The sequence below is a fragment of the Bosea sp. AS-1 genome (assembly GCF_002220095.1).
Lineage (GTDB): Bacteria > Pseudomonadota > Alphaproteobacteria > Rhizobiales > Beijerinckiaceae > Allobosea.
In genome coordinates, this window is record NZ_CP022372.1 from 1,605,328 (window position 1) to 1,617,943 (window position 12,616).

Sequence of the window (12,616 nt, forward strand, 5' to 3'; positions counted from 1 at the left end):
GCTCGCCTCAGTCCTTGGGTGCGGCGCGTGCCATCAGCGCGTCCATGTCGATGAGATGACCCGCGCGGTCGCGCTTCGATGCGAGATAGCGGACATTGTGGGCGTTTGGCCGCCCGAGCACACGCTGGCTCGCGGCCACCTCAAGCCCGGCGGCCTCGATGGCGCCGATCTTCTGCGGGTTGTTGGTGAGCGCGACGACGCGCGAGACGCCGAGCTGCTTCAACATCGTCGCGGCGAAGTCGAAATGGCGCTGGTCGAGATCGAAGCCGAGCACTTCATCGGCATCATAGGTGTCCCAGCCCTGGCTCTGCAGCTTATAGGCGCGCATCTTGTTGGAGATGCCGTTGCCGCGGCCTTCCTGGTCGAGATAAAGCAGGATGCCGCCATCGTTTTCGGCCATCCACCGCACGGTCTCGCGCAGCTGGTCGCCGCAATCGCATTTCAGCGAGCCGAAGAGGTCTCCGGTCAGGCAGGCGGAATGCAGGCGCACCGGCACGGCGGTCGAGAAATCCAGCTTGCCGACAATGATTGCGACTTGGTCGCGCAAGCCTTCGCCGCCGCGGAAGACGACGAATTCAGTATCCGGCGCGCCTTCCAGCGGCACCGGCGCGCGGCCGACGATCCTAAGCGAGGCGGCCTGCTCGGCGCGATAGGCGTTCACGGCCGCGATATCGACCGCGACGAGGGATTCGCCCGAGACCGCTTCGGCGCTCACCGGCACGACGAGCGCCGCCGGCAGGACGAGAGAAAGCCGCGCCAGCTCCAGCGCGGCAGCATCGAGCGCGGACGCCGGGGCGATCGGCGCGTCCATCCGGCTGTCGAGCTTGAATGCGAGATACTCGACGCGGTCGAGGTCCAATGCCGGCAAGGCGAAGATGCCGGGGTCCGTCCGGCCCTTGGCGCCGAGGCGACGCAGCCTCGCGGAGGTGAGTACGAGATGGCCGTTGCCGGCTGCAAGCGTGTCGAGGCGGCGCACCAGCTCCGCATCCGCAAGCTCGGCCGAAAGCACCAAGGCGAGCTCTCCGGCTGCGCGCAGCAGGACCGGACGAGCGGCTCGGAATTCGGAAATGGCCCGCTCCACAGCGACCCGCAGGGTCTCGCCGGGGCGGCCAAAAAGCGTACGCGACTCAGGCATCGAAAAACCTGTCAGATCAGGCCACTGGGACCGGGAGGCGTCGGAGGGTCAGCCAAGCACACGATATAGGCAATCATGTTCCGCCATACCACCAACGTCTCGCGGTGAGCGCGGTTCCGCGATCAAATCCATGTCATGACGAACGTTCGGGCATGGTCCAACACCGCGCCGGTATAGGTCGAGCGCCTTGAATGTGAGATGAATGCCCAAGCGGACCCAAGCTCCGGAGGCGCCGATGGACGGCCGGACGGCAGGAATCAGCACGGTCAATCCCGTCTATGGCGGTGTCGCCCGGACCTTTCACTGGGTGACGGTGCTGGCCGTCTTCACGATGCTGCCGCTCGGCCTCGCCATGACTTATCGCGGCAAGACGCTGAACATCTTCGACGGCACGACCGACGCGCTCTACAGCGCCCACAAGCTCATCGGCTTCCTGCTGCTGTGGTTGACGGCTGGGCGGCTGATCTATCGGCTCCTGCACGGTGCACCGCCTGACGAGCCGTCCCTCACCTGGTGGCAGAAGGCGGGCTCGCATCTCGTTCACTGGCTACTCTACGGGTTGTTGCTGGTCGTCCCGCTGCTCGGCTGGCTCGGCGTCTCGCTGTTCCCGGCGCGGACGGTATTCGGCCTGTTCGACCTGCCGGCCTTGGCGGCGCCCGACCAGGAGGCTGCGAACCGGGTGCTTGGTATCCATGGTAAGCTGGCGCTGACGCTCGGAGCGCTGGCAGCCCTGCATATTCTGGCGGCGCTCTACCATCGTTTCATCCGGCACGATGGTGTGCTGCGCCGGATGTGGCCGGGGCGCGGCTAGAATAGCTCAGACTGGCCTGGCCCATAGATCTTGGTGTCCGATCAGCACCGACGTCGCGCTGCGGCGGGCTTCCATCCAGCCGGCAATGGCGGCGGCGTCGAGCTGTCCGGTCTCGCGGACCGCCTCGGCGATACCCTCGGCAAGGGCAGCGCGGAGGGCCTCGCGGCTGCCGTCGAGCAGCCAGGCGCTATCCGCCGTCGAGATGGCGAGACCCGACTTCCTGAAAGCCTCCGCCATAATTTCGCAGGCTTCTGGCCCGGCCGCTGGACCAAAGCCCTTGTCCGTATGCTGGTGATGCTTGAAGGCAGCGAGCATGCGGGCATCGGCGCGATGGGCCGGTTTCCATTTCTCGCGCCCGTCATAGGTCAGCACGGCATAGAGCGGCAGATTCTGGCTCGCGAGCGCGGCGACGAAGCGTTCGATCCAGGCCTTCGAGGCGAGATCGAAGAAGGCTGCCGCAGTAACAAGGTCCGGCTGCCAGCCAAGGACCCATTCCAGATCCTTGTTCAGGTCGACCTGACGCGTGTCGACGGTGATGGTCTTGTCGTCCTTGGTCAGGACGAGCTCCTCGCCCTGTTCGCGGGCTTCGTCTGCCCAGGCGAGCAGGCGCTCGCGCGCGAGCGCCAACAGATCGCCATCGTGATCGACAAGGGTCCAATGCTGCCGCTCGGGCAGGGAGGCATAGCTGCCGCGCAGATTGGAACCAGCACCGCTGCCGAGATCGAGCACCGAGAGCGAGGGCTTTCCGGCGAAATAGGCGCCGACCGCCGCGAGCACCTGCGGATTGCGCGCCGCATGGTCGGCCGGCTCGCGCAATGCAAGCCATTCCGAAGAGAACCCAGCCATCACCCCACCTTTCGGCCATCGCCGCCGAGGCATGCCGCTGCGACGATCCGAGCCGTATCCCGCCACTGCGGCAACCGCGATGCCGCCGTCCAGGCCGCCTCGCCGCGCCGGTGGCGTTCAGCCGGCGCATCAATCAGTCTTGCGAGGGCCTTGGCAAGTGCCGCAGCGTCGCCAGGCGGCACTTTGAGGGCGGCATCGTCCGGCAAGGCGTCGGCGCCTGTGCCGCTCGAGGTGCAGACGATCGGCAGGCCACGGGCGAGTGCTTCCGTCAGGACCATGCCGTAGCCCTCATAGAGCGAGGGCATGACGAAGAGATCGGATTTGTCATAGAGGTCCGCCAGCCTTTCGGAGTCCACGGCTCCAACAAGCAAGATGCGGTCCGCAAGCCCGGCCCGGTGGATCTGGGCTCGCAGATCGGCGACGGTCTGGGGCGAATAGTCCGGCGAGCCTGCGAGAGTCAGGAACCAGCGCCGGTCGGCGAGGGTGGCGAGTGCCGAGACAAGGACATCGTAGCCTTTACGCGGGATGATCGAGCCGACCGCCAGTAGCTGTAGTGCGGTATCACCACCGCTTCCTGCCGCGCGCGGCGCCCGATCGGTTCCGGGCACCGCGACAGCGATCCTCGCGCGCGGGACGGCATAGTCCGCAACGAGTGTGCCGCGTGTGGCTGGGCTGGTCACGGCGACGGCGCGGGCATGGCCGAGTGCGAGCCTTTCGCTCTGACGCAGGGCGGCGGCCCTGTCGGAGGGGAGGCCGGTTTCCAGCGCCAGCGGATGATGGACCAGGGCGACGAGGCGCCGCTGGAATCGCATCGCCAGCGCTTCGGGGAAGGCACCCAAGGCGAGGCCATCGATCAGCAGCACTTCGTCCGGCGCGGTCTGAGCCAGAAGCGCTTCGGTCGCCTCCAGATCATTGGCTGTCGGGAAGGGAAAGGCGCCGGGCAAGGCGATGTGGCGCGCAGCGATGCCAGCCTCGCGCCATTCGCGCAGCAGGCGCCGGTCGTAGCCATAGCCACCTGTCGGTGCGTCGATATCGCCCGGGATGGCGAAGACGATCCGCCGCTGGGGCTCGCCTTGCCCGCTCACGCGAGCGCGCCCTCGTAGCTGGCGCGGGCGAGATCGGTCTCGTGGAGCGTGACGCGGATGCGGGCGAGGCCTCTGCCGTCGGCACCGAGCGCGTCTGATTTCGCGGCCGCCGCCATGGCATCGAAGATGTATTTGCAGAGAAACTCGGTCGTGGTGAGCACGCCGGCGAATTGCGGCAGGATGTCGAGGTTCTGATATTTCAGCGGCTTCAGGGTCTCGGCGAGGACATCGAGCGCCGCGCCGATATCGACCACGACGTTCTGCCGGTTCAGCGCCTCGCGGAAGAAGGCGACATCGACCACGAAGGTCGCGCCGTGCATGTTCTGCGCCGGACCGAAGAAGGGATCGGGCAGGGAGTGGCCGATCATGATGCGGTCGCGGACTTCGACGGAAAACATGGAGGCTCCTGTTATCGAGGCGGCGAGTCTTGGTCGTCTCGCGGCGGCGCCGTCAATAGCGCAGCACGGCTGTGAGACCGGTCCAGCTGGAAGCCAGCACGGCCGGGACCTGTGTCGGCGCGTCCTGGAACGCGATTTCCTGCGTGATCAGCGCGTCGAGCCGGTCATCTGCGAGCAGCGCCATCGCCGCTCGGGCGCGGCGCGCATGGTCCCAGCGGGCGCGGCGTGACGGAGACACGGTTCCCACCTGTGAGGAGACGAGCTGGAGACGCCGTGCATGGAAGGCTCCGCCGAGCGGAGCAGGCACCGTCCCCTCGCCATACCAGCTCAATTCGACGATCCGCGCCTCGAACCCGGCGCTGGCGATCGCCATGGCGAGCCCGGCGGCGCTGGCGCTGGCGTGAAAGATGATGTCGGCGTCCCGAGGAGCTGCCTCGGGCGGGGCGAAGCGCAGGCCGAGCGCCTCGGCCACGGCCTGCCGGGACGGCTCGACATCGACCAGCGTGACCTCGGCGCCGGGCAGGCGGGCGGCGAGCCAACTGGTGAGTAGGCCGAGAATGCCTCCACCGACGATCACAATCCTGTCACCGGGACCGGAGCCGGCATCCCAATGTGCATTGAGAGCGGTCTCCATATTGGCGGCGAGGATGGCGCGGCGCGGGGGGATATTGTCGGGAATCGGCACCAGCCAGGCGCGCGGCGCGACGAAGCATTCCTGATGCGGGTGGAGGCAGAAGACGTGACTGCCAAGGAGGTCGCGTGGACCGGAATCGACGCGACCGACGGCGCAATAGCCGTATTTGACGGGGAAAGGGAACGAGCCCTCCTGAAAGGGCGCGCGCATGCGCTCGTATTCGGACTCCGGCACCCGCCCCTCGAAGACGAGCTTTTCGGTGCCGCGGCTGATGCCGCTCCAGAGAGTAGTGACGAGGCAGTCATCGGGCCCAACAGGCGGCAGGGCGACTGCATTCAGCCGGCATTCACGGGGCGAGGCATACCAAAGGGCCAAGGGTTTTGCCCTTGCGTCAGCCGTGGTGGGGGTCTTTAGCTCCCGCGCCATTGCGATCCGATCCCGTCCGTCCGAGCCCGCCTGCCGTCGATCATGACCGATACCGTCACGAACCAGCGCCCCGCTCCGACCACGTTCCAGCGGGTGGCGCAAGATGTCGAGCCTCTCGGCCTGACGCCGGCAGGGCTCCAATCGTCCGCGGCACTGCGAAACCGGCGGCTTCTCATGCTCGCGCTCAATCTCGGCACCCTGGCGGCGCTTCTTGCGGGGCTCGCCCATCTGCTCGGCCTCGGCGGTTGGAGCCCGGCGGATGTCGTCATCTTCGTCGCCTTCCTTTTCGCTGCACCGTGGACCGTTCTCGGCTTCTGGAACGCGTTCATCGGTCTCTGGCTGCTTCACGGCCGGCATGACGGCCTGGCCGAGGTCGCACCCTTCGCGGCGGCAGGCGACAGGCCCACTCCGCTGATGCTGCGGACGGCGGTGCTGATGACGTTGCGCAACGAGGATCCCGGCCGGGCTTTCAGCCGGCTGAAGGCGGTCAAGCACAGCCTCGACGCGACGGGCGAGGGGGTCTGGTTCGATTATTTCGTGCTGTCCGATACGAGCGACCCGGCCGTGGCGGCGGCCGAGGAGGCGCTGGCTGCAGCCTGGGCGGCCGAGATCGGCGAGCCGGCGCGCCTGACCTATCGGCGGCGCGCGGGCAATGCCGGGTTCAAGGCCGGCAATATCCGCGATTTCTGCGAGCACTGGGGCGATCGCTACGAGCTGATGCTGCCGCTCGACGCCGACAGCCTTATGGCGGGGGAGACCGTGATCTCGCTCGCCCGGATGATGCAGGCTCATCCGAAGCTGGGCATCCTGCAATCGCTGGTGGTTGGCATGCCCAGCCGTTCGGCCTTCGCCCGCATCTTCCAGTTCGGCATGCGCCACGGCATGCGGCCTTACACCATGGGCGCGGCCTGGTGGGCGGGTGATTGCGGACCGTTCTGGGGGCACAACGCCCTGGTGCGGATCGCTCCCTTCCGCGACCATTGCCATCTGCCGGTGCTCCCGGGCGGGCCGCCGCTCGGCGGAGCAGTGATGAGTCATGATCAGGTCGAGGCCGTACTGATGCGCCGGGCCGGTTACGAGGTGCGTGTGCTGCCGGTCGAGGGCGGAAGCTGGGAGGAAAATCCGCCGACCATGCTCGATTTCGCCAAGCGCGACCTGCGCTGGTGCCTCGGCAATCTGCAGTACCTGAAGCTCCTCGACCTGCCTGCGTTGAAGCCGACGAGCCGCTACCAGCTCATCTGGGCGATCCTGATGTTCCTGGGGCTGCCGGCCTGGACGCTGATGATCGCGTTGCTGCCGCTGAAGGTCTTCGAAGATCGTGCGATGCCAGGCTATCCGACGGGTTTCGCGGCAGGATTTTATGCGCTGTTCCTTTTGATGCACCTCGCGCCGAAGCTCGCCGGGTTCGTCGACACGCTGCTGACCCAGGGCGGCGTCGCACGCTATGGTGGCGGCATCCGCTTTCTGGCATCGGCTGCGATCGAGACCGTGTTCGGCTTCCTGCAGAGCGCCGTCACCAGCTTGCGGACGACGCTGTTCATGGTCGGGCTCGCCTTCGGCCGGGCGCGGATCGGCTGGAATGGGCAGGCGCGTGATGCCCATGCTTTGTCCTTCGCCACCGCGTGGGCCGGGCTCTGGCCGCATCTTCTGTTCGGTGTCTATCTGTTCGGCACGCTCGCCTGGCTGTCACCGGTCGTGCTGATCTGGTCGCTGCCGCTGACCGTCGGCTATCTGCTGGCTGTGCCCTTCGCGATGCTGACGGCTCTCCCGGCCGCAGGAACCTGGCTCGCTCGTCACGGTCTCTGCGACATTCCGGAGGATGTTGCTGCGCCGCCGGTGCTGGCGGCGATCGGTGCGGCCGGGACGGAAGTGCAGCTTTCCCTCGCCATCGCGCAGTGAGCGTTTCCGCCGGCTCGGCCGCGCCGGGCCGGAACGCATCGCCATTGTGTCGCGTTGGGTCATGACGCGGCCGGCTCAGCGCGCTAGCCTGTGCCGATCGTTCTCGACCCAGCCTACCAGGGGCCATTCATGCCGCGCTTTGCCGCCAACCTCTCGATGATGTTCACCGAGTGGGATTTCCTCGACCGCTTCAAGGCGGCGTCCGAAGCGGGATTCGAGGCCGTCGAATTCCTGTTCCCTTATGAGCATGCGCCGGAACAGGTCGGGCTGGCCCTGACCGGCGGCGAGTTGGAGCAGGCATTGTTCAACCTGCCGCCGGGCAATTGGACGGGGGGTGAGCGCGGCATGGCGGCGCTGGCTGGCAGGGAGGATGAATTCAAGGCCTCCGTCGATACCGCGCTGGCCTATGTCCATGAGACCGGCGTCAAGCGCCTGCACATGATGGCGGGGCTGGCCGACCCCGACGACCCGGTGGCGCAGAAGACCTACCGTACTTCCATCGCCTATGCCGCGGATCGGCTCGGCGAGCACGGCATCGACCTCCTGCTCGAGCCGATCAACGGCAAGGACATGCCGGGCTATTTCCTCAACGATTTCGACCGGGCCGCCGCCTATGTGCGCGAATCCGGGCGGCCGAACGTCAAGCTGCAGTTCGACATGTATCACTGCGAGCTGATCCACGGCGATGTCTCCGGCAAGCTCAAGGCGCTCTATCCCCTCGTCGGCCACGTCCAGATCGCCCGCGCCAACGGCCGGCATGAGCCGGACGCTTCCGGCCCCGATTATCCGCGACTCTTCGCCGAACTCGACGCGCTCGGCTATGGCGGCTTCGTCGGCTGTGAATACAGGCCGGCGCACGGCACGCTGGAAGGGCTCGGCTGGTTTGCACCCTGGCGGAAGCCACTCTGATGCGACCGCCTTCCATCAGCTATCCTGTTCTGCTTGCCGATATAGGCGGCACGAATTGCCGTCTCTCGATGGTGGCGGATCCGGAGAGCCCGCACCACTCCGTGGCGCGGATCGGGACCGGGAGCTTCGCGACGCCGGAAGCTGCCTTCGAGAGTGTCATCGCCGAACTGCCGGAGCGGCCGCGCTCGGCGATCCTCGCCGTGGCCGGGCCGCTCGATGGGCGCAGGGCGCAGCTGACCAATGCGAGCTGGGATTTCGACGGGCCACGAATCGCCGAAGCCCTGAAGTTCAACCAAGGGCTCCTGGTCAATGATTTCGAGGCTTTGGCGGCGTCTCTCGCCGTACTGAACCCGACCGATGTCGAGAGCCTGGTCGAGGGCGAGCCAGAGCCGGAAGGGGTGAAGCTCGTGCTCGGCCCAGGAACGGGGTTCGGCGCCTCGGCCCTGCTGACGCGGGGCGAGCGTGGTTTCCTGATTCCGACCGAGGCGGGGCATATCGGCATCGGCCCGGAGGATCCGGCCGAGCATAGGATCTGGCCGGCGCTGACCGCGGGGCTGCCGCGCCTCACCGTCGAACACCTGCTCAGCGGTGACGGGCTGGTGCGCCTTCATCGCGCAGTGGCCACGACCTCCGGCATGGCGGAGGCCGATGTCAGCGCTGCCGATATCAGCCGGCTCGCACTCGACGGAAATCCCGCCGCGCTGATGACGGTGGTCTGCTTCTGGCGCCTGCTGGCGCGTGTCGCCGGCGATCTCGCGCTCGCCTTCAAGGCGACGGGCGGCGTCTTCATCGCAGGCGGCATCGCGCCGAAGCTGTTGCCGCTGGCGGATCGCCCGACCGTCAAGGCGGTCTTTGCCGGCAAGCCGCCGATGGAGGATCTGGCGGCGCGGTTCGCCCTGCACATCATCACGGCGCAGGATGCTGCCGAGCAGGGGCTCGCCGCGATCGCGGCCAATCTGCCGCGCTTTGGTCTCGACGATCCGAAGCGGTTGTGGTTTGGCTGAGCGGGCTTCCCTAGCCCCGCCCACCTGAAGACCGTCAAGCGCGCGTGCAGCCCATCCATTCCATCCAAGTTCTGCGCGCGCTCGCGGCTTTCATGGTCGCCGTGCACCATGTCCAGCCCGATGCCGCCATCGTGGCAATGCATGCAGGGCTGTCCTTCTCCCGCAGCGATATCCTGCCCTGGATGGCCGGCGTCGACATCTTCTTCGTCGTCTCCGGTTTCATCATGGTCCACGCCTCGCAGGATCTGTTCGGGCGGGTAGGCGCGGCGCCGACCTTCCTGAAGCGGCGTCTCGCGCGCATCGTGCCGCTTTATTGGGGAATGACGACGCTGTTCCTGCTCGTCGGCTTCGCCGCACCCGCCGCTCTCAATTCCGGCGTACCGAGCCTCGGCCAGATCCTCGCCTCCTATCTGTTCTGGCCGGCCGTTTCGACGCAGGGCGTGGTCCAGCCGGTCTATTCATTGGGCTGGACCCTGAACTACGAGATGCTGTTCTACGCCCTGTTCGCGGTGGGTCTCCTGCTGCCGAGGCGCTGGACCTTGCCGGCGGTGACGCTGGCGCTGGCGGGGCTGGTCGGTGCGGAAAGCATGGGCGGCCCGCTCCCTCTGCCTTTCGGATTCTGGGGGCAGCCGATCGTGCTCGAATTCGCGGCCGGCATGGGCATCGCCGTGCTGCGGAAGAAGGGGTTTCGCCTGCATGGCGCGCTGCGGGTCGCCGTGGCAGCCTGCGGCGTCGCCGTGCTCTTCGCAGCGGCGCATGGATGGGACACGGAAGGGACATGGAGCGTCGTGCTCTGGCGCGGCAGTGCTGCCGTTCTGCTGGTGCTGGCGGCCGCTTGCGGGCGGGAGAGAACCGTGCCTCCCGCGTTTCCGATCCGGGCCTTGGCGGCGGTTGGCGACGCCTCCTATGCCCTTTATCTCGTCCACCCCTTCGTGATCCGGGGGCTGCGCGAGGTCGTGCTCAGGACCGGACTCGCCTCGCCGGGGCTCTACATCGTGCTCGCGCTTGGCGGAGCCGTCCTGGCGGCGGTACTGCTCTATCGCTATTTCGAGAGGCCGGCGACGCGGTTGCTGCGGCGTTGGCTCGGGAGCTGATCAGCTCAGCTTCATGCCCTTGAGCGACTGGCCGACCACGCCGCCATCCTTGCGCCGCTGGGCGCGCTTCGACTTGATCGTCTCGACATGTTCGGGCTGCGGGTAATAGCCGCGCTCCATGATCTCGAGCGAATACTCCTCGTAGGTCAGGCCAAGCGCTTCGGCGTTCTCCTGACGGCGCAGGGCGATGTCGCGCGGCTTTTTCCAGGCTCGGCGATGGGCGAAGCGCCAGTCGAAATAGCGGCCGATCTGGCCCTTACCCGTTTCCGAGCGCGGCTTGCGATCCTTCAGTGACGGTCCGCCGTTATGGCCGATTCCGATGGGGCGCGGGCGAACTGACGGCATGGCTGGCTTTCGATGCGAAGCAAGCCCTCACGATAAGGGCCTCGTTTCGACAAGCAAGCGACGGGCCATGCCCGGCAGGCGTGACAGCGAAGCCTTCGCGGTCTATCCCGCTCGCGAGTTCACAGGACAGATCATGGCCCCCTTGCTGCATCTGCGCGACGTCGCGCTCACTTTTGGCGGACAGCCGCTGCTCGAAGCGGCCGAGATCGCGGTCTCGGCCGGCGAGCGCGTCTGCCTCGTCGGGCGCAACGGTTCGGGCAAGTCGACCCTGCTCAAGATTGCGGCAGGTCTGGTCGAGCCGGATCATGCCGAGCGTTTCGTGCAGCCCGGCGCGACCATTCGCTATCTGCCGCAGGAGCCGGATTTCTCCGGCTACGCCACGACGCTCGCCTATGTCGAGGCAGGGCTCGGACCAGGCGACGATGCCTATCGCGCGCAGTATCTGCTGAACGAACTGGGCCTGACCGGCAACGAAAACCCCGCCTCGATGTCGGGCGGAGAGGGGCGTCGGGCGGCGCTGGCGCGGGTGCTCGCACCGGAGCCGGATATCCTGCTCCTCGACGAGCCGACCAACCATCTCGACCTGCCGGTGATCGAATGGCTTGAGCAGGAGCTGAAGTCGTTGCGCTCGGCCATGGTGCTGATCAGCCACGACCGGCGCTTCCTCACTTCGCTGTCACGGGCCACCGTCTGGCTCGACCGCGGTGTGACACGGCGGATGGAGAAGGGGTTCGGGGAGTTCGAGGCCTGGCGGGACGAGGTGCTCGCCCAGGAGGAACTGGAGCGCCACAAGCTCGACCGCAAGATCGCCCGCGAGGAGGACTGGCTGCGCTACGGCGTCAGCGCGCGGCGCACGCGTAACCAGCGCCGACTCGGCGAGCTGCATGCCCTGCGCGAGCAGCGTCGCACAGCCCGCTCCGCGACCGGTAACGTGAAGCTGGAGGCGAGCGAGGCGCAGACCTCCGGCAAGCTCGTCATCGAGGCCGTGAACGTCTCGAAAGCCTATGGCGACAATGTCGTGGTCAAGAACCTGTCGCTCAGGGTGGCACGTGGCGACCGGATCGGCATCGTCGGGCCGAACGGCGCCGGCAAGACCACGTTGATCAACCTGCTGACCGGCGGACTCGAACCCGATTCCGGCACGGTGAAGCTCGGCACGGCGCTGGAGATGGTGACGCTCGACCAGCGCCGCGAAAGCCTCGATCCGGCGACGCCCTTGGGCGACGCGCTGACCGGCGGCGGCTCGGATCAGGTCATGGTCGGTGGCCAGCCGCGCCATGTCGTCTCCTACATGAAGGACTTCCTGTTCCAGCCGCTGCAGCGCGGCACGGCAGTCGGCGCGCTCTCGGGTGGCGAGCGCGGGCGGCTGATGCTGGCACGCGCGCTGGCGAAGCCTTCGAACCTGCTCGTGCTGGACGAGCCGACCAACGACCTCGACCTCGAAACGCTCGACCTGCTGCAGGAGCTGCTGGCGGATTACCAGGGCACGGTGCTGCTGGTCAGCCATGATCGCGATTTCCTCGACCGGGTCGTCTCGGCGGTGCTGATCTCGGATGGCGACGGTGTCTGGACAGAGTTCGCCGGCGGCTATTCCGACATGCTGGCGCAGCGCGGGCGTGGCGTCGGTGCGAAGGCGAGGGCGGTGGAGAAGGCGCCAGTGTCGACGCCCAGATTGGCTCCGTCGACGGCGCCTGCCGCCTCGGCCGCGAAGCGCAAGCTCTCCTTCAACGAGAAGCATGCGCTCGAAACCCTGCCGAAGAAGATCGAGGCGCTGCAGGCCGAGGCCGGGAAGCTGAATGCAGCCGTCGCGGGCGACCTCTATACGCGCGACCCGAAGCTCTTCGCCAAGGCTACGGCACGGCTGGAAGAGGTCGCGCGCGAGATAGGGGAAGCGGAAGAGCGCTGGCTGGAGCTCGAGATGCTGCGCGAGGAAATCGGGGCGTAGAGCACCGGCGAGGCGGCCCAGACGATTTCCGTATCGGCCTGCGCGCAAAAGCGCATTTACCGACTCGCCCAATCGCTTCAAACAT

12 protein-coding genes are annotated in these 12,616 nt (G+C 67.1%); 6 read left to right on the forward strand and 6 right to left on the reverse strand.

Translation table 11 applies throughout. The features are described from left to right. Positions 1 to 7: 7 nt before the first annotated feature. Positions 8 to 1,135 (reverse strand): GTP cyclohydrolase II RibA, encoded by a 1,128-nt coding sequence (ribA, locus tag CE453_RS09225; protein ID WP_089174318.1) that lies wholly within the window; start codon positions 1,133 to 1,135, stop codon positions 8 to 10. A 235-nt stretch (positions 1,136 to 1,370) separates the two neighbouring features. Here ribA and CE453_RS09230 point away from each other — a divergent pair, with 235 nt between their 5' ends. Continuing rightward, positions 1,371 to 1,946 carry a cytochrome b gene (locus CE453_RS09230; protein ID WP_089174319.1) on the forward strand — a complete coding sequence of 192 codons (576 nt, stop codon included), beginning with the start codon at positions 1,371 to 1,373 and terminating at the stop codon, positions 1,944 to 1,946. 6 nt (positions 1,947 to 1,952) lie between these two features. Here CE453_RS09230 and CE453_RS09235 read toward each other — a convergent pair whose 3' ends face one another. Genes CE453_RS09235 through CE453_RS09250 form a run of 4 tightly spaced genes read right to left on the reverse strand, consistent with a single transcriptional unit; the run spans position 1,953 to position 5,284 of the window. Next, positions 1,953 to 2,792 (reverse strand): SAM-dependent methyltransferase, encoded by an 840-nt coding sequence (locus tag CE453_RS09235; RefSeq protein WP_089174320.1) that lies wholly within the window; start codon positions 2,790 to 2,792, stop codon positions 1,953 to 1,955. Continuing rightward, positions 2,792 to 3,877: a glycosyltransferase family 4 protein gene (locus CE453_RS09240; RefSeq protein ID WP_248308010.1), complete on the reverse strand. Its 1,086-nt coding sequence runs from the start codon at positions 3,875 to 3,877 to the stop codon at positions 2,792 to 2,794. Before CE453_RS09240 ends, CE453_RS09235 begins: the two co-directional genes overlap by 1 nt. Then, on the reverse strand, positions 3,874 to 4,275 hold the full coding sequence (locus CE453_RS09245; protein WP_089174321.1) for a 6-pyruvoyl trahydropterin synthase family protein: 402 nt from the start codon (positions 4,273 to 4,275) through the stop codon (positions 3,874 to 3,876). The genes CE453_RS09240 and CE453_RS09245 overlap by 4 nt, the downstream gene beginning before the upstream one ends. A 52-nt stretch (positions 4,276 to 4,327) precedes the next feature. Further along, positions 4,328 to 5,284, reverse strand: a complete 957-nt coding sequence (locus CE453_RS09250; RefSeq protein ID WP_248308011.1) for a zinc-dependent alcohol dehydrogenase — start codon at positions 5,282 to 5,284, stop codon at positions 4,328 to 4,330. Between the two features lie 93 nt (positions 5,285 to 5,377). On the opposite strand from CE453_RS09250, the gene mdoH reads away from it, so the two are divergent. From mdoH to CE453_RS09270, 4 genes are all read left to right on the forward strand, one after another. Then, entirely contained in the window at positions 5,378 to 7,234 is a 1,857-nt protein-coding gene (mdoH, locus tag CE453_RS09255) for a glucans biosynthesis glucosyltransferase MdoH (protein ID WP_089174323.1), read from the forward strand. A 129-nt stretch (positions 7,235 to 7,363) separates the two neighbouring features. Beyond that, positions 7,364 to 8,143: a 2-oxo-tetronate isomerase gene (gene otnI / locus CE453_RS09260; protein ID WP_089177797.1), complete on the forward strand. Its 780-nt coding sequence runs from the start codon at positions 7,364 to 7,366 to the stop codon at positions 8,141 to 8,143. Continuing rightward, entirely contained in the window at positions 8,143 to 9,147 is a 1,005-nt protein-coding gene (locus tag CE453_RS09265) for a glucokinase (protein ID WP_089174324.1), read from the forward strand. Before otnI ends, CE453_RS09265 begins: the two co-directional genes overlap by 1 nt. 44 nt (positions 9,148 to 9,191) lie before the next feature. After that, on the forward strand, positions 9,192 to 10,241 hold the full coding sequence (locus tag CE453_RS09270; RefSeq protein WP_248308012.1) for an acyltransferase family protein: 1,050 nt from the start codon (positions 9,192 to 9,194) through the stop codon (positions 10,239 to 10,241). On the opposite strand, the gene CE453_RS09275 is transcribed toward CE453_RS09270, so the two are convergent. Then, positions 10,242 to 10,586 carry a hypothetical protein gene (locus CE453_RS09275; protein WP_198302300.1) on the reverse strand — a complete coding sequence of 115 codons (345 nt, stop codon included), beginning with the start codon at positions 10,584 to 10,586 and terminating at the stop codon, positions 10,242 to 10,244. Positions 10,587 to 10,716: 130 nt separating this feature from the next. Here CE453_RS09275 and CE453_RS09280 point away from each other — a divergent pair, with 130 nt between their 5' ends. Beyond that, a complete protein-coding gene (locus CE453_RS09280; RefSeq protein ID WP_198302367.1) occupies positions 10,717 to 12,531 on the forward strand; it encodes an ATP-binding cassette domain-containing protein in 1,815 nt (604 codons plus the stop codon). Positions 12,532 to 12,616: the final 85 nt, after the last annotated feature.